This is a genomic window from Pseudomonas sp. 8_5_2 (genome assembly GCF_059295255.1).
The window spans coordinates 289,543-308,608 of record NZ_CM181238.1 but is presented as its reverse complement, the minus strand read 5'-3'; the positions used below and the strand labels follow the sequence as shown (position 1 = coordinate 308,608).

Genomic DNA, 19,066 nt, shown 5'->3' with positions numbered 1-19,066 from the left:
TTCCGAGGGTAGCCAGCGCTAATAAGGGTACATTTAAGGATACCTACCAATTCGATATTGGAAAGTACCCTTATGGCTCGCACAACGGCTCCCCTTACCGACAACGCCTGCCGCACTGCAAAGGCTCGCGAACGTGAGTACAAGCTTTTTGACGGCGATGGCCTTTACCTGCTCGTGAAGCCCAACGGTCGCAAAGGCTGGCGGCTCAGGTACGTAAAGCCCGATGGCCGCGAGGGCCTGACCTCACTCGGCAATTACCCGGTGGTCGGGCTGGCTGACGCTCGCCACAAGCGCTTCGAGCTCAAACAGCAGCTCGCCAACGGCATTGACCCCATCCAATCCAAGCAGCAGGCCAAGGTGCAAGCCGTAATCAATGGCCGTACCTTCGAAAGCGTTGCGCTCGATTGGTATGCCGGGATGGTGCCCAAGTGGGCGCCGGGCCACGCCAAGACTGTACTCAGCCGGTTGAAGACTCATGTATTCCCTTTGCTCGGTGCCAGAGCAATCGTTGAGTTGGACACCCACGACCTCATGCAGCCACTGGAAGCCGTGACAAAGCGCGGCACCATCGACGTGGCGCTCAGGATCAAGAACTACCTGCAAAGCATCATGCGCGAAGCCAAACGGCTGCGGCTGATCACGACGAACCCAGCCCACGACCTCGATGGCTCAATCAGAGCACCACGGGTTACACATCGACCCGCACTACCCTTATCGCGGCTGCCAGAGCTACAGGCGCGCATCGACGGCTACAAAGGTCGTCCACTCACACGCCTTACCGTGATGCTGTCGTTGCACGTGTTCGTACGCTCCAGTGAGCTGCGCTTCGCCCGCTGGAACGAGTTCGATCTCAATCGCGGCATCTGGGAGATCCCCGACACCCGCCCGGCGCTGGACGGAGTGCCCTTCTCTACAAGGGGTACGAAGATGGCCGGTGACATTCACGTTGTACCTTTATCTCCGCAGGCAGTGACCTTGCTTGAGCAGATCCACGCGATCACCGGCAAGTTCGAACTGGTGTTCGCGGGGGATGCCAAGCCGTGGAAACCGATGTCCGAGAACACGGTGAATGCAGCGCTCAGGACGATGGGCTACGACACTAAGGTGGATATCTGCGGCCACGGCTTCCGAGCCATGGCGTGCAGTGCGCTGGTCGAGTCCGGGCTGTGGTCGGAGACGGCTATCGAGCGACAGATGAGCCACAAGGAACGCAACAACGTGCGCGCCGCCTATACCCACAAGGCCGAGTTCCTCGAAGAGCGCCGGATGATCATGACCTGGTGGAGCCGGTTTCTGGAGGCGAACCGCGAGGACCATGTGACGCCGCATGAGTTTGCCAAGCAGACGGGCGAGAACGTCACGCGCCTTCGCAGTGCCAAGAGAACCGAGTAACCCGCCGCACCACCACCTCAAACTCGCTGTGAAGTTACCCACAGCACCGCATTAAGCTCCTCCGCGCGGGTCCTTTCAAACGGGGCTGCAAAGCCGCCCCGTTTGAAAGGACCATACCTAAGAAAAAAATTGCTGGCACAGCTTACGTCTGTGGAAAACCACTGATGTCCACCGGGGGATAGTTTTATCCACAGGCGCTAAATCCCTGATATCGCGCTGCTTGACGAATATTGTCCACAAGCGTAGACCGGGAGTCGCAAGAGCTGTCGATGACAGCACCCCAGGTGACCCGAACCTAAGGTCACGCCGCTCCTGCGGTGGTTCACCCGCAAGTACGATTCGCGTCCGGCAGCTCGTACGGTCACTACCCATGTGATGGATGCCAACTCAATATCGTTGCCCCTGCGGCAACCACCCTACCCATCTGCTCAGCAGCAACCTATCCGCTTGGCCATTTCGCGTGCGCCAACCTGCGCCCGTCTCTTTCACCTGGAAAGAGACGGGCGCGTCTAATACTGCTGCAGCCCTCATCGCATTTGGCTTTGCGGCAACTTCACTCGTGACAATCGGCGTGACAAACGCCGATGTCACCAGCAACAGCGCTGTAGATGATGGTGCCGCAGACCAAGGAATGGACTGCACCTGACTGACAGTCAGGCATGCCCCGTCATCGCATCGCTGCGTTCACCCGGCTCAGGATCTTCAGGCGCTGGTTTAGTCAGCCAGCACTGCCTCCGCCCGCCCACCGGCAACGGTGTTAAGGAGGCCAGATCATGAGATGCCCTTGCTCCCGGTCGTAAGGAGCCGCCAGTCCCGCGTAGAGGACATTCCCCACAGGTCGCAGGGGCCTTGATCCCTGATAACACTCAGCATTCTTGGCGGGATGACGTGGGGCGAGGATCGGAGAGCGGACGATGAGGTGATCGACATGGCATTGGTGGGTAGACGCGATGGCCGTAATTTTGGCTACGGCAGGCAATTGAGCTATGCAGGGCCGCAAGCGCTGAAAGATATGTTCGGCGGAGGCCACTACGGCACGGTCAAGGCGCACTGTGATCGGTGGCAAGCATTCGTGAAGTGGTGCCGCTCCGAACAGGGGCCGGGTATCAATGATGCGCGGCAGATTGATCGAAAGGTATTGGCCGACTACGCGGCGTATCTGCGCGACATTGTTAAGCGCGGTGATCTCGCCGTCAGCACCGCGCAAAACCGGCTATCCAGCGTTAACAGGACCATGGCTGCGCTTCGCGGTGATCAGTGCGTGAAATTGTCCAGCCCTAGCAAGGCGTTGGGTATGCAGCGCACAGGGGTTCGACGTTCAGTGCCGCAGGGCCAAGACCGTGCGCAGGTTAAACAGATCGTCGATGCGCTTTGCCGCCATCATCAGTTACGAGTTGCGGCGATCGTTCTGTTGGCGCGAGCCACCGGCATGCGCTTGCGTGAGGCCATCTTGGCTGACCTGCCACGGCTAATCCGCGAGGCTAACGGCCAAGGCAGGATTAACATTCAGGATGGCACTAAAGGTGGCCGAGCCGGCGCCTCAGCGCCACGTTGGATTGCGGTGAACGACCATGTTCGAGGTGCCCTTGGATTTGCAAGGCAGGTTTCGCCTGCAGGTAGTCGCAACTTAATTGCGCCACACGAAAGCTACCTAAATTTTCTGCAAGAAATCATCAACCCTGCGCGGGCCATCCTGCATGCACACAAACTCAAAGGCTTCCATGAGCTACGAGCGGCGTACGCATGTGAGCGCTATGAGCAAATCACCCAGTACCGGGCGCCTATCCACGGCGGCCAATGTTGCCTGGCAGATAGAAACCTTGATCGTGAGGCTCGGATGCATGTCAGCTACGAGCTTGGTCACGGTCGGATCGACGTGGTCGCGGCCTATATCGGAGGACGGACATGAGCAAGCCATTTGATATGGAATTGTTCTTGGATGGTGTGCTTACCGGGTCTCACGCTACCCGCCAACGCCATGTACGACAGGCGAGAATCATCCAGGCTGCAACTGCAGAGCGCTGGCAGCGAGACACACCTTGGGCTTGGCAAAGAAAAAATTTGGCATGGTTTCTCGAACATCGCATGCGTCAACACAGCGACGCTACGCGATATTACTACTTGCTGACTGTCCGGCTGCTTGCTCGACGTTTAGGAACGTCATGGATTTTCAATCTCTAAAGCAGCGGATTAGTCAAGAGAAGAAGACCCGTTGACCATCGCTAGACGTGGTGATGGCGTTGAGCTATTGTCGCTACAGCTTCGGTGTATTCTATGTATTATTGCTCTTATACCTAACCTCCCAGTTATATCATAGGGAAATCCATGACTGATTGTAAGCAGCAAGGTGATGACTTGAGCAAGGTTATAGAGCAAAAGATAAAAAATCAGTTTGAGGTAATCAAACGGATAGATGTCTACATTGGCACTACCAACACCAAGTGTACGATTATCATGTCTTACTGCGCTGCAGTAATTGCGCTGATATTTGCTCTGCTTGGTAAGCTGGAAGTGGCAAATACAACTCCGATTATCGTATGCATTGGCTTGTTTGGTTGTTTTAGCTTGATTGCCGCTATTACCTGCATGCTAATGGCGTGTTTTACTATATTCCCCGTGACATTTAGTAGCCCTGATAAAAACAGAGGAGAGTCACTAATTTTTTATGGCGATATAGCAGGCACCAAAAACGGTTCTGATGGTTACGCTAAACGAATCATTGAAGTCTCTGACGAAGACTATTTAAATGACTTGAGTGGCCAAGTGTTTACTTTGGCAAAAATTGTCGATCGAAAATTTTGGCTCATCCAAAAATTATCCGTTGTTCTGTGTATTCATTTTGCGTGCATCTCCGTATTTCTTGTGACTTTTGTTATTAAGGCTTTTTCGTAGAGGGATCTGTGTTGAAGAGAAGTATTTCAAGAGAATCTTTTGCCCGAATGTTAGATTCGGAAATAAAGAAGAGCAATAAAAAGAAGTCTTTCGCAATGGATGCTGCGCTGGGGCGCGCATCTATGGAACACTTGAATGAACATATTGAAAAGTCACTTGCGACATCAGATGCTTTTGATCAGGAAGCAATTCAGCAGGATATTCGCACTTCATTTAAAAGGGATGGAGTTAACCAAAGCAAAATTGGAACTCATCCTGACTTCGTGCATCTCGCGGAAACTGATGATCAGGAGAATCATTACATCTGTTCGCTTTTTCTGGACATAAAAAACTCAACAAGACTTACTTTTATATATGAGCTTCATGAAGTCGTAGCTATCAAGAATACGATTTTGAAAGCTGCAGCTGAAACCGTGCGGGCCATGGACGGGCATGTTCATCGGTTTATGGGAGACGCCTTGCTAGCCTTCTTTGGAGGTAAAGCACAGGATAAGGACGACAGCATAATTAACGCTATTAATTGCGTTTCGGTTCTTGAGTCCTTGATGACCGGAACCATCATTCCTGTCCTTGAGCAAAAATATGTTCAGAATCCCAAGGCAGATTATTTGGGTTTTCGCATTGGCTTGGACTACGGCTCTCACGATGACGTGTTGTGGGCGTCTTACGGATTTAGAGGCGTTTACGAAGTAACTCCAACATCTTTCTTTGTGGATGTTGCGGCCAAGCTTCAAGGTATCGCGGGTAAGAACAAGTCGATGCTTGGTCGAAGTATCATGGAAGAAATTGATCTCCCTGAGGATTACACAAGAATCAGAACTCGCACTCAAAAAAATAAAAACGGCGAGATAGAAACTATCTCTCTGCCGAATCTCCCTAAGTCATATACGGATCGAGAAGGACGGGTTCACACATACAAGGTGAGAGAGCTGGATCATGCTAAATATAGAGATTTGCTTCCATTTGCAACTGAACTAAAAGAATCGCATCCAAACTCGATGGTGGTGTCATGCCCTGGCATATCATTTAAGTGCTTCATTGTAGATGGAAATACTTTGGTTGAGTATCCGTCGGTTTCAAGAATGCTTGACAAAAACCTCAGCCTTAAATTCAAAGTTACATTTGACAAGTCGGTCCACGCCAACCAAGACTTCCCTCTCGAGCTGAAGTTGACGAAGCGAAATTATGGTATAGAAGCTCAACTGAAAGGGCAGCGAGGGACTTTCCCCATTACAAAAACTTCAGTTATTAAAGACAACAACTATTTGACAAGTTTCTTTAGGGCTGACCCTCAGACTCATACAGATTCAACAGCGTATCGCGGGTTGCATACCATGGAAGCTGTAGTAACTGACGTCAAGGGGGATGTTATATTTAAAGACATTATTGGAGTATATATCAGATAGCTTTTGAGCGGCCTTTTCCAATAGGTGTTGTTATTAGTTTTTGCGTGGTGTGCGACCTCAATCCAGGGCCGTTTTTGACCGACATTTACCTACGCCAAGCTCAGCGTGGGGCAGCCTGATGCCCCCCGCAACCGTCCGGCTATTAAAGAAGGGTACGCAGTCATCTATCGACCATATGTTCAAAATCCGTCTTATGCCGCCCATCTCAATCATCAGGCGACTGCCAAAGGATAGTTTTAGGGATAGACTGAAAAATAATTTAGAAAAATATATACAAATCATATATTTATCACACGCTTCGACTCCTGGTGCCGCACCATACGCAGTATCCAAATGCTCAATGCGAGTCAATGTAAACCGGGTGACAAATCCGGCCGAAAAATTCGAGACTTTCTTTAAACTGCACCTTGCATAAAAAACTCAACCGGAACACTAAAGAACTCAGCAAACCCTTTTATCTGGGCAACCGTCATTTTCCTTTTATTGTTCAGTATTTCAGAAACAGCACTTTGCGTTGCAATATCAGACAAATCCTTTTGTTTAACACCCCTGTCCGAAATCAGAAACGCGAGCGCTTCCGCCTGGGAGGTCTGAGGTATCAACACCGTTTCAGTTTCGTACTCGTACACTCGATCGGCGACCAGCTCGGCAAAACGTGCTGCTGCGTGATCTTCACTATCCGCATGCGAGTAAAGCTCATCGATTATCGCCATTCGCCCGTGCAAGTCATTATCGTCTTTAATAGGATCATGACATGCAGATAGCAATTTGGACATTGTGGATATCTGATCGCTCAGACTATCGAACATGGGTGAAATGTTAGCTATGAAGGAATCTAGTCCAGTGGCTTCGATCTTATCACGCTTCATTTTTGTCACCTGTAATTGCATTACATATTAATAGAGCCAATCTTCCCGCCCAGCTACTTGACATCACTTCTGCACCACTTGTCATATCCGGCATGGGGCAGAATATCCTTCAGGTAAATGGTGCCGGTTCGCGTGTTGACCCATGCGATGAGTCGACACTCATTTTTCTTGATATCAAAGACATAGATATCAAGTGGTCCTTTTTTGCTTGGGTGTCTCAGCTTTGAGTGAGGGATGCGATCAACGTTCCACCCTGAGGCGGTTACCCACACGCCACGAATCTGCTCTAAGGACTCAAACCGAAGGGGCGGTCTGTCAAAGGTGGTCAGCCACAGGTTCAGTGGCTCTTTCCACTGACTATACTTCTCGATAGCCTGTGCAACCGCCGTCTTGGTTACCACTCGCATGTTCTATGCTCCGGCGTGCTTACATGCAACAAAAATTATCGCATATCCAGATATCTGTCAAGCAGATATCTGCGAGCCAGATAAATCCGCGAAGCGGCGCGCGGCGCTCGATCTCACAGGCGATGGGCTGGTCTTTAACAGGTTGCATCAGGGCTGACAGGGGCTTGCCGCAAGGGGTGCAGCGCCTGTGAAATCGAGCGCTGAATAATATCTTGTGGCATGCACCTACCGGCCCTGACGCAATCCCTGCAGAAGCCTGGCTTGCCGGCGAAGAGCTGCGCAGCAGCCCCCTGCCGCCTCAGTCAAAACGCAGTGCTCACCGTCAACGACAGGTTACGCGGGTCGCCATAGATGCCCCCGGCATAGAACCCGTACTGGGTGTAGTAATGCTTGTCGAACAGGTTGTTGGCGTTGAGGGTGACGCTGACGTCATCGGTCACCTGGTACTTGGCCATGGCATTCCAGATGGCATAGCCGGACCAGTTCACGTCGGTGGCACCGTTGCTCACGCCATTGGTGGGCTGGCCGGCCGGGCTTGAAATGGCGCGGATGTTGGTCTGTGCAGTCACACCGGCACCCACGGTCAGGCGGTCAAGCGGGCCGCCCATCCGGTAAGTGGTCGAGGCCTTGAACAGGTGCGACGGGTCGCTGCGGCCGTCGCTGTCGATGCGGCGGAAGTGCAGGTAGGTGTAGCCGGCGTACACGTTCCAGTTGGGGGTCAGCGCGCCGGCGACTTCCAGGTCGATACCGTCGGTTTCCACGCCGGAGCCTGCCTTGTAGGCGCTGGCCCCAGTCGGCGTGGTCAGGTCGCCATCGAGCACGGCCTTGTTTTCCTGCTTGGTGCGGAAGTACGCCGCCGAGGCGTTCAGGCGGCCGTCGAACCACTCGCCCTTGACCCCGGTTTCGTAGCTTTGCCCACGAATCGGCTCGACCTTGCTGCCGCTCACGGTTTCCGACGTTTGCGGGGTGAAGATGTCGGTGTAGCTGGCGTACAGCGAGTAGTTGTCGTTGAGGTCGTAGACCGCACCCAGGTACGGGGTGACGATGCCGTTTTCTTCCTGGCTGCTGCGCTCACCGGCCACGCTGCGGGTAACCGACGAGTAGTTGCTGGTGCGTACGCCGACAATCACCGACAAGGGGTCGGTAATGCTCAGGCGGGTAGCGGCATACATGCCCTGCAGGCGGGTGGTGGTCTTGCTGTGCAGGCCGGTACGCGAGGCGATGATGTCATAGTCATCATCCACGCCATTGTGCCAGTTGCTGACCGGGAAGCCGTTGTTGGCGCGGAACTGGCAGCCCAGCGCGGGCGCGCTGGCCATGCCGTCGCCAACCATGGTGCAGGTGTATTGCGGCGACCAGCCCACGGTGCGGCTGTCGTTGTAGCCGACCATGGCCTGATGGGTGCGACCGAACAGCTGGAACGGGCCGGACAGGTCGATCTGTGCCGATTGCTGGGTGGTGTCGCTGGAGCTGTGCAGGCCGTTCAACACGGCGCCGCTGCCGTCCTGGTCCCAATAGCCGCCGTAGCTGCCGCGCCCAGCCGAATTGACCTTGGCCAAGCCGCGATGGTTGAGGGCCTCGGTGGTGGCTTGGGAGGCTTTCAGGTCCAGCGTCCAGTCGTTGTCGAAGCGGTGCTCCAGCGAGCCGAATGCAGTGCGGGTGGTGTACTCGCCAAAGCTCCAGCTGGGCACCACGTTGGTGCTGCGTGGCAGGTCGGTCTTGCTGCCGTCGCGGTACCACAGCGGGATGTTCGCACCCCAGCCGCCACCCACCACCTTGTTGTACTCGTACTGGTAGCCGGCACCCAGGGTGGTGGCCTCGTCCAGGTCGAACTCGAAATTGGCCAGCGCGGCGCGGGAGCGCTCGGACTGGTTGTCACGGAACGAGTTGGCGTCCTGCTGGGTCATCACGAAGCGTGAACGCAGGCGGCCGTCCTCGGACAGCGGCAGGTTGAGGTCTGCGCCCAGGCGGCGTTTGTCCCAGCTGCCATATGTGGCGTAGGCGCTGCCACCGAAGGTCCTGGTCGGCGCCTTGCGGATCAGGTTGACGGTGGCCGAGGGGTCGCCGGTGCCGCCCAGCAGGCCGTTGGCGCCGCGCACGATGTCGATGCGTTCGTACAGGTCCATGTTCAGCGCGTTGCCGCTGCCGCTGAAGTCAGAGCCGCCCTGGGTCTGCAGGCCATCGACCTTCCAGTTGCTGATCGAATAGCCACGGGCACGGTAGTCGGTACGCCCGCCCACCTCGGACTTGTTGGCCGTTACGCCGGGCGTGGTTTCCAGTGCCTGTTCGATGGTGTGGATGCCGCGGTCTTCCATTTGCTGGCGGGTAATGGTGGTGACCGACTGAGGCGTTTGCCGCGGCGTCAGGTTCAGGCCGGTGGAGCTGCGGGTGCGCTCGACGGTGTAACCCAGTTGGCCTGCGTCGTCGGCGGGCAGCAGTGCGCTGTCCTCGATCTGTGTGGCATCCAGCTCCAGCGGTTTACTGTCTGCCGCCATGACGCCACCACTGATGGCGACGGCGATGAAAAAGGCCAAGGGGTTGAGGCGATTGCCATTTTGGCTGATGGGAATGAAAGCTTTCGGGGTGCTCTTGGGATTCATTTGGGAAGGCTTCGTATTTGCAGATGATTTTTTGTTAGGATTCTAGGCATCGGCCCTCCCGGCTCCAGACCCGACATGTACGGGGATGTAATTGAACGTAACGAGTGCCCTCGGCCCTCTCCGAACAGGTTTTTTTTGCGTATGAGCACGACCCTGCTGGTTGTCGACGATGACGACGAGATCCGCGAACTTCTATGTGATTACCTCACGGATGCCGGTTACAGCGTGCTGGCAGCTGCCGACGGCGGGCAGATGCGTGAACAGCTGGCCCGTCAGAAAGTGGACCTGGTGGTGCTCGACCTGATGCTGCCTGGCGAGGACGGCCTGAGCCTGTGCCGGCAGTTGCAGGCCACACCGGGGCTGGCGGTGATCATGCTGTCGGCCAAGGGCAGCACCCTGGACCGCATCATCGGCCTGGAAGTAGGTGCCGACGACTACCTCGCCAAGCCTTTCGAACCGCGTGAACTGATCGCCCGGATCAAGGCCGTGCTGCGTCGCCCGCAACGCCTGGACAGCACCGCCGAAGAGCCGGCGGCGGACGCCCGGCTGTTCGCCGGGTTCCGTCTTGAACATGTAAAACGCCTGCTCACCCGGCCCGACGGCGAGACGCTGACCCTGCCCCGTTCCGACTACCGCGTGCTGCGCGAATTGCTCGAAGCCAATAACCGGGTGGTGTCCCGCGACCAGCTGACGCGCAGCGCATTTGGCCGCGATCACCTGCCCGACGACCGCTCGGTGGACATGTGCGTCAGCCGTCTGCGCCAGCACCTGCGCCGGGCGCCGGCGGGTGCCGCGCAAATCCTCACCATCCGCAACGAAGGCTACCTGCTGAGCGTCGCCAGCCACCTGGCCGATACCTGACATGCGCTGGCTTCGCCGGCTGTGGCCGCGCACCTTGTTCGGCCAGCTGCTACTGATCATGGTCAGCGGCACGCTGGCGATCCAGTTGATGTCCAGCAGCATCTGGTTCGACGTGCGTTTTGCCCAGGTACTCGAAGCCCCTGTGCGGCTGATCGCGGCGCGCAGCGCCCCCCTGATTGCTAGCGCTTCCTGCCACGGCGGCGGGCAACAGGCACCGGCCCATTACCAGTTACGCTGCGCCGAGACGCTACCTGCGCCGGGGCATGACGAGCGCCGCGGGCGCCGCCGCGTCGAACTGCTACTGCAACAGGCCCTCAAGTACGAGCTGGGGCACGCACAGGAGGTGCGCCTGTTGAAGGTGCAACTGACTGATGAGCTGGGCCAGCCGATCGTCTGGCGCAGCCTGTTCGGCCTGCGCACCGCCCATGCCCATATCGAATTTGCGGTGCCGTTGGCCGATGGCCACTGGCTGACCATCGACGGCCAGGAGCTGCAAGGCTGGAGCGGCGAGTCGGCTTGGGTGCTGATCAGCGACTACCTGGTGCGGGTGTATGCACTGCGCATTGTCGCGGTATTACTGGTGTGCCTGATTGCCGTGCGCCTGTGCCTGCGCCCGTTGCGACGTCTGGCCGATGCCGCCCGCGGCCTGGGGGGCAACCTGGAGCAACCGCCGTTGGCGCTGGATGGGCCGGAGGAAGTGCGCCAGGCGGCTCAGGCCTTCAACGCCATGCAGCAGCGGCTGATCGAGATGGTCAATGACAAAGCCTACTTCCTGGCCGCCGTGTCCCACGACCTGCGCACCCCGCTGACGCGCATGCGCCTGCGCCTGGAACGCCTGCCGGACGACGAACACCGCCAGCGCCTGCGGCAGAACATCACGCAGATGGACGACATGATCGGCCAGGTGCTCGACTATCTGCGCGCGGGGGAGCAGCAGAACCTGCAGCAGGTGGACCTGGACCGGCTGGTAGCACGCCAGTGCGCCGACCTGGCCACTGCCGAAGAACCGCTGCCGGTGCACGGCCAGGCGGGCAGCCTGCAGGTCGATGCCCTGCTGCTGCAGCGCTGCCTGCAAAACCTGCTGGTCAATGCGTTGCGTTACGCCAAGGATGTTTCGGTCACACTGGAACGCGCGCCCACCGGGGTGTTCATCCATATCGACGACCGCGGGCCAGGCATTGCGCCGGGCCTGCTGGCGACCATCACCGACCCGTTCGTGCGTGGTGAAGGATCGCGCAATCAGGCGTCCGGCGGCTATGGCCTGGGGTTGAGCATCGCCCAGCGAATCGCCAGCAGCCATGGCGGTGAGCTGATGCTGTCGAACCGCGAGGGCGGCGGGTTGCGGGTCAGCGTGCTGCTGCCCATCTGATCAGGTAACAGTCTTTTACCAATTGCCCAGGTTTTCCCTGGCCTGCCTTTGCCTATCCTAGGCCCGGTCATCCTGCCTGCGATGGACCCATGAAACACTCTCTTCCCAGCCGCTACGCCTGCCTCACCATCTGCCTGCTGTTCAGCTTCGCCAGCCTGCCACTGCTGCCGCAACATGCCTGGCTGTGGCCGATCACACTGCTTACTGCGCTGCTCAGCCTGGTCGGCCTGAACGACCTGCGCCAAAGCCATCATGCGGTGCGCCGCAACTACCCGATTTTGGGCAACATCCGCTACCTGATCGAAACCATCCGCCCGGAAATCCGCCAGTACCTGATCGAGGGCGACGATGACAAACTGCCGTTCTCGCGATCACAGCGCTCGCTGGTGTACGCCCGCGCCAAGAATGAAAGCGCCGAGAAAGCCTTCGGCACGCTCAACGATGCCTACAAGCCCGGCTTCGAGTTCATCAGCCATTCGATGCTGCCGGTGGCCACGCCAGACCCGGCCTCGTTCCGCATTGCCATTGGCGGGCCGCAATGCCGCCTGCCGTACTCGGCGTCGATCTTCAACATCTCGGCCATGAGCTTCGGCGCCCTCAGCGCCAACGCCATTGCCGCACTCAATCGCGGCGCACGCATGGGCCGTTTTGCCCATGACACCGGCGAAGGCAGCATCAGCCCTTACCACCGCGAACACGGCGGCGACCTGATCTGGGAAATTGGCAGCGGCTACTTCGGCTGCCGTACAGCGGACGGGCGTTTCGATGCGCAACGCTTTGCCGAGCAGGCGCGCTCGGCGCAGGTGAAGATGATCGAGGTCAAGCTCAGCCAAGGTGCCAAACCGGGCCACGGCGGCATCCTGCCGGGTCACAAGGTCAGCCGCGAAATTGCCGAAACCCGTGGCGTGCGCGTAGGCGAGGACTGCATTTCGCCGGCAGCGCACAGCGCCTTTCGCACGCCGGTCGAGCTGCTGCAGTTCGTGGCCAGCCTGCGCGAGTTGTCGGGGGGCAAGCCGGTGGGCTTCAAGTTCTGCCTGGGTCACCCGTGGGAGTTCATGAGCATTGCCAAGGCCATGCTGGCCACCGGTATCACCCCGGACTTCATCGTTGTCGATGGCAAGGAGGGCGGCACCGGCGCGGCGCCGCGGGAGTTCAGCGACAACATGGGCGTGCCGATGCGCGAAGGCCTGATGTTCCTGCACAACACCCTGGTCGGCCTGAACCTGCGCGCCAGCATCCGCATTGGCGCGGCGGGCAAGATCGTCAGTGCCTTCGACATTGCCAGTGTGCTGGCCATCGGGGCGGACTGGGTCAATTCGGCACGTGGCTTCATGTTCGCCATCGGCTGCATCCAGTCGCAGAGTTGCCACACCAACAAATGCCCGACCGGCGTGGCCACGCAGGACTCCTTGCGTCAGCGCGCACTGGTGGTGCCGGACAAGGCCGAGCGGGTAGCCAGCTTCCACCGCAACACCCTGCACGCGCTGGCCGAGATGCTGGCGGCCGCTGGCCTGGAGCACCCTGCGGAGCTGAAGCCCAAACATTTGGCACGGCGGGTCAGCCCCAGTGAAATCGGGCTGTTTTCGGACCTGCACACGTTTCTGAAGCCGGGCGAATTGCTCAGCGGCTCGATCGAAAGCGAATTTTATGCGCGGATGTGGCGGATGGCACGTAGCGACAGCTTTGCGCCGGAGACCGGGGAAGGGGAAGTGCGGGCTGCAGGGGTTCGGCGCAGGGCTGCCGAGCCGGCATGAAAGCCTGGGGCCGCAAGGCAGCCCCAGACCATCAGATCAGGATCAGAAGATGCTGATCGGGTACTCGACGAATACGCGGACTTCGTTGCCGTCGTCGTTGTAACCGTTCTGCTGCACGGCGTTGTTGGTACGCAGGAACGAGCTACGCAGCTTGACCGACAGGTCCTTGGCCGGGCCGTCCTGCACCACGTAACGGATCTGGTTGAAGATCTCGCGCTCTTTACCCTCGCCGAAGCCCTGTGGGTTGGCAACGTTGCGGGTGTTGATGTTGTCACCCACCACGTAGGCCAGCTTGTAGGTCAGGCCCGGGATGCCGTAGGCACCAAAGTCCAGGCCGTAGCCCAGCTGCCAGGAGCGCTCGTCTTCGGCGTTGAAGTCGGACCAGTACGAGTTGGCCAGGTAGATGGTCGAGCCACCGTCACCCACGCCGCCGGCGTTCTGGTAGAAGCCGTAGTTGTAGCCGGTGCTGCCGGTGCTGCGCTGGTGCGCCAGGGTGAACGAGTGCGCACCGTAGGCGTAGGTGGCGGCCAGGCTCCAGATGGTGTTGGAGTCGCCGTTCAGCCCTGCAGCCTTGACGAACTTGTTGTTGATGTCCGACTTGTAGCCGTTGAAATCAAGGGTCAGCGACTGGTCGCTGGCGATCGGGAAGACGTAGTTCAGGCCCAGGTAGTGCTTGCGCATCACGTCTTCGTTGTCGGAGGTGTACAGCGAGCCGCTGAAGTTGTCGGTGAACTTGTAGCTACCACCAAGGACATTGATCGACTTCAGGCCACCACCGTCACGGCGCTCGGCGCTCTTGCGCGCTTCCTGGGTGAAGCGGCCGGCGTTCAGTTCCAGGCCCTCGATTTCTTTCGAGGTGATCAGGGTACCGGTGAAGCTTTCTGGCAGCAGGCGTGCATCGTCGTACTGCAGCACTGGCAGGGCCGGCATCTGGTCACCGTACTTCAGCACGGTGTTGGAGATGCGGAATTTCACGGCAGCGCCACCACGGGCCAGGTTGTGCGGCGAGCTGGCATTGCCATCGGCGTTGGTGGTTTCGTGCGGCTTGAAGAAGTCGACGCCACCGCCACCGTTGTGGCCTTTGCCGCCGTCAAGGCGCAGGGCGTACAGGCCGAATGCGTCGACACCGACGCCGACGGTGCCCTGGGTGAAACCGGAGGAGAAGTTGGCGATGACCGCCTGGCCCCATTCGATCTGGTCGTCGGTGCCGTGTTTCTTGTCACGGTTGATGTAGGCGTTGCGCAGAAGGACGTTGGCGTGGCTGTCCTCGATGAAGCCCTTGCTGTCGGCCTGCTCATTGGCCTGGGCCTGGGTCGCGGCGATCATCGCCAGAGCGACCAGGCTGATCCTGGTTTTCAACATGTTGTTTTCCTAAATTATTAATCAAAAACACTGCGCAATTTGACGCCAGGAACCAACGCCCCTTCGTAGGTTCGACGCTATGCGGATCCAGACTGGCGGGCCTGCACGGCAGGCCGTGGCCGAATCCTAGCCGCGCGCGATTACAAATGTCAAAAAAACGTGAAATGCAGGTTGATATAACCAAAATAAAGCGTTGTCACGGGGCATTTCCACGCATGATCGCGCTGTAGGCGGGAATTTTGTCTTTTGTAGGATTTGTCTTCCTGACTAATCGGACGAATATCTGAGGCGGCCATCACCCTCTTAAGGCATATTTACAAAGTGATACATATGTAAAGACAACCCTTTACAAATACTCGAGCAGGAGCAAATAGCAAGCATTACCATTCGCACCTCTTTTCCACCTGCCCGGTCCGGATGTGTCCATGCTTGTTCCCTGCCGCCTTTCCCCCCTCACGCTTGGCCTGTCGCTGCTGGTCAGCGCCAGCCTGGCCAGCGCCGCTTCCACTACCCTGCCGGAACTCTCTGTCACCGCCGACAGTGAACGCGAGAGGGACAACCCACGGGTCAAGGAGGTGAGCACCGCCACCCGCACCTCGACGCCGGTGCGTTACGTGCCGCAGGCCATCGACAGCGTGAAGACCGCCAACGTACTGGACTACGGCAGCAATACCCTGGGCAAGGCACTGGAAGGCATCCCCAACGTCAGCAGCGGCGCCGACACCCGCTTCGACAGCGTGCGCATTCGCGGCTTCGACGCCAGCAACGACTTCTACCTGGACGGGATTCGCGATGACAGCCAGTACATCCGCGACCTGCACAACATCGAGCGGGTCGAGGTACTGAAGGGGCCGGCGGCAGTGCTGTATGGCCGTGGCAGCCAGGGCGGTATCGTCAACCGGGTCAGCAAGGCGCCGGAACAAGGGCGCCGCTCAACCCTCGAAGCACAGGCGGGCAGCGAAGACCTGCGCAGCCTGTACGCCGACCTCAGCACCGACCTCAGCGACACCGTCAGCCTGCGCCTGAACATGGGCAACCAGGACAACAACAGTTTCCTCGACGGCATCGATGGCAGCCGCCAGCTGTTCGCCCCCTCCATCAGCTGGCAGATCAACCCCGACCTGAACTGGCTGGTGCAGTACGAGTACAGCCGTTACAACCGCACACCCGACCGTGGCATCCCCGGGGTCAACGGCCGCCCGGCCGACGTCAGCCGCAGCACCACCTATGGCGACACCCAGCGCGACTACATCGACGACCGCGCCCAGTCGCTGCGCTCGCGCCTGAACTACCAGCTGAACGAAACCTGGCAGCTGCGCCATACCCTGGGCCTGTTCAAGCTCGACAGCGAGTTCGACAACACTTACGTCACCGGCTACAACGCCAGCACTGACACCCTGACCCGCCAGCGCTGGCAGCAGGACCTGAACACCCGCAACCTGTTCAACAACCTGGAGGCCGAGGGCGACTTCGACACCTTGGGCCTGGAGCACAAGTTGCTGCTGGGCCTGGAGTTCGGCAACCAGAAGCGCGACCCGCTGCTGTACAGCGCCGGCAACCAGACGCTATCGGGCCTGGGCAAGCCCAGCCAGCCGCACAACGGCACGCTGACGGTCGCGAGCAACAACCACACTGTGGTCGACAGCCGCGGCCTTTACCTGCAGGACCAGATCCGCCTGAACGATCAGTGGCAGATCCTTGCCGGCGTGCGCTTCGACCAGTTCGAAGTGGAAACCACCAACAAGGAAAACTTCAGCGAACCGCAGGACAGCACCAGCACCAGCCCCCGCCTGGGCGTGGTCTACACCCCATGGCGCGATCATTCGTTCTACGCCTCGTGGAGCAAGACCTTCTCACCGGTAGGCGGTGGGCTGATCGGCATAACTCCGGGCGCGCCGGGCAACACCAACGACACCAAGCCTGAGGAAACCCGGCAGAAGGAAATCGGGGTGAAAAGCGAATGGCTGGACCAGCGCCTCAGCACCACCCTCGCCGTCTATGAGCTGGAGCTGTACAACCGTCGCACCCGCGACGCCAACGACCCGCAAGTCATCCTGCTCAGCGGCTTGCAGCGTTCGCGCGGCATCGAGCTGACGGCAACCGGCAACATCGTCGGCAACTGGTATGTACGCGGCGGCATCGGCCTGCAGGATGCGATCATCGTCAAGGACAACAATGGCCAGGAAGGCAACCGCATCAACGATGTGGCCAAGCGCAACGGCAGCCTGTTCGTGACCTGGAAACCAGAGCTGGGCTGGTATGCCGAAACCGGTCTGACACTGGTCGGCGAGCGTTATGCGGACAACCAGAACACCACAGTGCTGCCGGGCTATGGCCGCTGGGATGCGCTGGCGGGGTATCGCACGCATGACTGGGATGTGCGGGCGGCGCTGAGCAACATTGCCGACAAGACCTACTACAGTTCGGCGACCAGTGCGGCGCAGATCCAGGTGGGTGACCCGCGTAGCCTGGTGGTGACGGGCAGTTACAGCTTCTGATCGTTATTGGCTGTGCCGGTCTCCTCGTGGGCAAACCCGCTCCTGTTTCTGTGGGAGCGGCTTCAGCCGCGAAGAGGCCGGCACAGGGTGAACCGATCGATCAGTGCCACACCGCCATCAGCGCCTGCATCTCTGCCTCGCTGATCAGCCCTTGGGGGTAGCGTCCGGCAAGCAGACGTCGTGGGTCGGTCGTCCTGACCCTGATGCATCCATGGTGTTTCAGCCACGTCGCCACAACCCTGAGCGATCGGTGATTCACTGCTGATGGGCGCAAAGCCGACTCACTTGCTGCGTTCATTTCTCCAAGTACTCCCTGGCCCGTGAGCGGCTAATTTACGTAAGTATTGTTACAGATCCGAGAGCCCGGCCTTGCCAAGCTATCTATCTGAAAACAATACAAAACATATGCCAAAACGGGCTGCCGGGCGTCGCAGAAAAAAAAAGCCCGTCACCAGGACGGGCTACTTTCTAACAGCTTCTTTTCAGCGCTTGATCGGCGCTGGCTGCTGTTGGGTCAGGCAATGGATGTTGCCCCCACCCAGCAACAATTCACGGCCGGGGATCATCACCACTTCGTGATCAGGGAAGATTTGCGCCAGGATCGCTCTGGCTTCGGCATCTGCCGGGTCGTCGAAGCTTGGCGCGATGATGCCGCCGTTGACGATCAGGAAGTTCACGTAAGAGCCAGCCAGGCGTACCGACGGGTCACGCTCCTGGCTGCCAGCCACCTGATCGACACCGTCACACTCTTCGGCGGTGGCGAACAACGGGCCAGGAATCGGCATCTTGTGCACGATGAACTCACGGCCCTTGGCGTCGCGGGTATTCTTCAACACCTTCATGGCCGCATGGCAGCGGGCGTAGTTGGGGTCGTTGGAATCATCGGTCCAGGCCAGTAACACTTCGCCTGGGCGCACGTAACAGCAGAAGTTGTCGACGTGGCCGTCGGTTTCATCGTTGTACAGGCCATCCGGCAGCCAGACCACGGTGTCGACCGCCAGTTGCTCGCGCAGCACCGCCTCGATCTGCTCGCGGCCAAGGTGCGGGTTGCGGTTGCGGTTGAGCAGGCATTCCTCGGTGGTGATCACGGTGCCTTCACCGTCCACGTGGATCGAGCCGCCTTCGAGCACGAAGCCTTCGGTGTGGTAACGCTGGCAACGCTCCATTTCCAGAACCTTGGCCGCCAGCTCCTCGTCGCGGTTCCACGGTGCGTACAGGCCGCCATCGAAGCCGCCCCAGGCATTGAAACCCCAGTCCACGCCGCGCACTTCACCTTGGTCGTTGATGACGAAGGTCGGCCCGGTGTCACGCACCCAAGCGTCGTCGTTGCTGATTTCGACCACCCGAATGTTAGGCTGATCAAGCTGGCGACGGGCGTTTTCGTACTGGCCGGCAGAGGCTGCGACAGTCACCGGCTCGAAGCGGGCAATGGCCTTGGCCAGTGTTACGTGGGCAGCTTGCGCCGGCTTGCCGCCCAGGCGCCAGTTGTCCGGGCGCTCCGGCCAGACCATCCACACCTGGGTTTGCGGCGCCCACTCGGCGGGCATGTGGAAACCATCGGCACGGGGCGTGGAATTGAGGGTTTTCATGGGTAACCTCTGTGATGGCCCTGAGCCTGGATGTGCCGGGGCAATCGTCATTTTATAACCGATATAT

At 58.7% G+C, this 19,066-nt stretch carries 14 protein-coding genes; 9 read left to right on the top strand and 5 right to left on the bottom strand.

Annotation, left to right across the window (positions count from 1 at the left end; translation table 11 throughout):
- Positions 1 to 72 precede the first annotated feature (72 nt).
- The 5 genes from AC5O5R_RS01290 to AC5O5R_RS01270 all read left to right on the top strand — a co-directional run bounded on the left by AC5O5R_RS01290 (position 73) and on the right by AC5O5R_RS01270 (position 5,690).
- Positions 73 to 1,392 (top strand): tyrosine-type recombinase/integrase, encoded by a 1,320-nt coding sequence (locus AC5O5R_RS01290; RefSeq protein ID WP_494514924.1) that lies wholly within the window; start codon positions 73 to 75, stop codon positions 1,390 to 1,392.
- Positions 1,393 to 2,320: 928 nt separating this feature from the next.
- Positions 2,321 to 3,301, top strand: a complete 981-nt coding sequence (locus AC5O5R_RS01285) for an integrase domain-containing protein (protein ID WP_494514923.1) — start codon at positions 2,321 to 2,323, stop codon at positions 3,299 to 3,301.
- On the top strand, positions 3,298 to 3,573 hold the full coding sequence (locus AC5O5R_RS01280) for a hypothetical protein (protein WP_494514922.1): 276 nt from the start codon (positions 3,298 to 3,300) through the stop codon (positions 3,571 to 3,573). Before AC5O5R_RS01285 ends, AC5O5R_RS01280 begins: the two co-directional genes overlap by 4 nt.
- Positions 3,574 to 3,717: 144 nt before the next feature.
- Positions 3,718 to 4,284, top strand: coding sequence for a Pycsar system effector family protein (locus tag AC5O5R_RS01275; RefSeq protein WP_197890321.1), 567 nt, complete (start codon positions 3,718 to 3,720; stop codon positions 4,282 to 4,284).
- Between the two features lie 11 nt (positions 4,285 to 4,295).
- Positions 4,296 to 5,690 carry a nucleotide-binding domain-containing protein gene (locus tag AC5O5R_RS01270; RefSeq protein ID WP_494514921.1) on the top strand — a complete coding sequence of 465 codons (1,395 nt, stop codon included), beginning with the start codon at positions 4,296 to 4,298 and terminating at the stop codon, positions 5,688 to 5,690.
- Between the two features lie 395 nt (positions 5,691 to 6,085).
- Here the strand turns inward: AC5O5R_RS01270 and AC5O5R_RS01265 are convergent, their stop codons facing one another.
- The 3 genes from AC5O5R_RS01265 to AC5O5R_RS01255 form a co-directional block, all read right to left on the bottom strand.
- Entirely contained in the window at positions 6,086 to 6,559 is a 474-nt protein-coding gene (locus AC5O5R_RS01265) for a helix-turn-helix domain-containing protein (protein ID WP_494514920.1), read from the bottom strand.
- 53 nt (positions 6,560 to 6,612) lie between these two features.
- A complete protein-coding gene (locus AC5O5R_RS01260) occupies positions 6,613 to 6,966 on the bottom strand; it encodes a type II toxin-antitoxin system HigB family toxin (RefSeq protein WP_494514919.1) in 354 nt (117 codons plus the stop codon).
- Positions 6,967 to 7,268: 302 nt separating this feature from the next.
- Positions 7,269 to 9,566, bottom strand: a complete 2,298-nt coding sequence (locus tag AC5O5R_RS01255; RefSeq protein WP_494514918.1) for a TonB-dependent siderophore receptor — start codon at positions 9,564 to 9,566, stop codon at positions 7,269 to 7,271.
- Positions 9,567 to 9,707: 141 nt separating this feature from the next.
- On the opposite strand from AC5O5R_RS01255, the gene AC5O5R_RS01250 reads away from it, so the two are divergent.
- The 3 genes from AC5O5R_RS01250 (at position 9,708) to AC5O5R_RS01240 (ending at position 13,550) form a co-directional block, all read left to right on the top strand.
- Entirely contained in the window at positions 9,708 to 10,427 is a 720-nt protein-coding gene (locus tag AC5O5R_RS01250; protein WP_494514917.1) for a response regulator, read from the top strand.
- 1 nt (position 10,428) lies between these two features.
- Positions 10,429 to 11,796 carry an ATP-binding protein gene (locus AC5O5R_RS01245; protein ID WP_494514916.1) on the top strand — a complete coding sequence of 456 codons (1,368 nt, stop codon included), beginning with the start codon at positions 10,429 to 10,431 and terminating at the stop codon, positions 11,794 to 11,796.
- Between the two features lie 89 nt (positions 11,797 to 11,885).
- A complete protein-coding gene (locus AC5O5R_RS01240) occupies positions 11,886 to 13,550 on the top strand; it encodes an FMN-binding glutamate synthase family protein (protein ID WP_494514915.1) in 1,665 nt (554 codons plus the stop codon).
- A gap of 42 nt (positions 13,551 to 13,592) precedes the next feature.
- Here AC5O5R_RS01240 and AC5O5R_RS01235 read toward each other — a convergent pair whose 3' ends face one another.
- Positions 13,593 to 14,912, bottom strand: a complete 1,320-nt coding sequence (locus AC5O5R_RS01235) for an OprD family porin (RefSeq protein WP_494511952.1) — start codon at positions 14,910 to 14,912, stop codon at positions 13,593 to 13,595.
- Positions 14,913 to 15,337: 425 nt separating this feature from the next.
- Between AC5O5R_RS01235 and AC5O5R_RS01230 the strand changes: the two genes are divergently transcribed.
- A complete protein-coding gene (locus AC5O5R_RS01230; RefSeq protein WP_494514914.1) occupies positions 15,338 to 17,410 on the top strand; it encodes a TonB-dependent receptor in 2,073 nt (690 codons plus the stop codon).
- A gap of 482 nt (positions 17,411 to 17,892) precedes the next feature.
- On the opposite strand, the gene aguA is transcribed toward AC5O5R_RS01230, so the two are convergent.
- Positions 17,893 to 18,999, bottom strand: a complete 1,107-nt coding sequence (gene aguA / locus AC5O5R_RS01225) for an agmatine deiminase (protein WP_172285733.1) — start codon at positions 18,997 to 18,999, stop codon at positions 17,893 to 17,895.
- Between the last annotated feature and the right edge of the window lie 67 nt (positions 19,000 to 19,066).

Bases quoted from the DNA above. Each gene is read 5' to 3' on its own strand.
- AC5O5R_RS01265 (WP_494514920.1), bottom strand. From the start codon at position 6,559: ATGAAGCGTGATAAGATCGAAGCCACTGGACTAGATTCCTTCATAGCT.
- AC5O5R_RS01280 (WP_494514922.1), top strand. From the start codon at position 3,298: ATGAGCAAGCCATTTGATATGGAATTGTTCTTGGATGGTGTGCTTACC.
- AC5O5R_RS01275 (WP_197890321.1), top strand. From the start codon at position 3,718: ATGACTGATTGTAAGCAGCAAGGTGATGACTTGAGCAAGGTTATAGAG.
- AC5O5R_RS01245 (WP_494514916.1), top strand. From the start codon at position 10,429: ATGCGCTGGCTTCGCCGGCTGTGGCCGCGCACCTTGTTCGGCCAGCTG.
- AC5O5R_RS01230 (WP_494514914.1), top strand. From the start codon at position 15,338: ATGCTTGTTCCCTGCCGCCTTTCCCCCCTCACGCTTGGCCTGTCGCTG.
- aguA (WP_172285733.1), bottom strand. From the start codon at position 18,999: ATGAAAACCCTCAATTCCACGCCCCGTGCCGATGGTTTCCACATGCCC.
- AC5O5R_RS01255 (WP_494514918.1), bottom strand. From the start codon at position 9,566: ATGAATCCCAAGAGCACCCCGAAAGCTTTCATTCCCATCAGCCAAAAT.
- AC5O5R_RS01260 (WP_494514919.1), bottom strand. From the start codon at position 6,966: ATGCGAGTGGTAACCAAGACGGCGGTTGCACAGGCTATCGAGAAGTAT.
- AC5O5R_RS01285 (WP_494514923.1), top strand. From the start codon at position 2,321: ATGGCATTGGTGGGTAGACGCGATGGCCGTAATTTTGGCTACGGCAGG.
- AC5O5R_RS01240 (WP_494514915.1), top strand. From the start codon at position 11,886: ATGAAACACTCTCTTCCCAGCCGCTACGCCTGCCTCACCATCTGCCTG.
- AC5O5R_RS01250 (WP_494514917.1), top strand. From the start codon at position 9,708: ATGAGCACGACCCTGCTGGTTGTCGACGATGACGACGAGATCCGCGAA.
- AC5O5R_RS01290 (WP_494514924.1), top strand. From the start codon at position 73: ATGGCTCGCACAACGGCTCCCCTTACCGACAACGCCTGCCGCACTGCA.
- AC5O5R_RS01235 (WP_494511952.1), bottom strand. From the start codon at position 14,912: ATGTTGAAAACCAGGATCAGCCTGGTCGCTCTGGCGATGATCGCCGCG.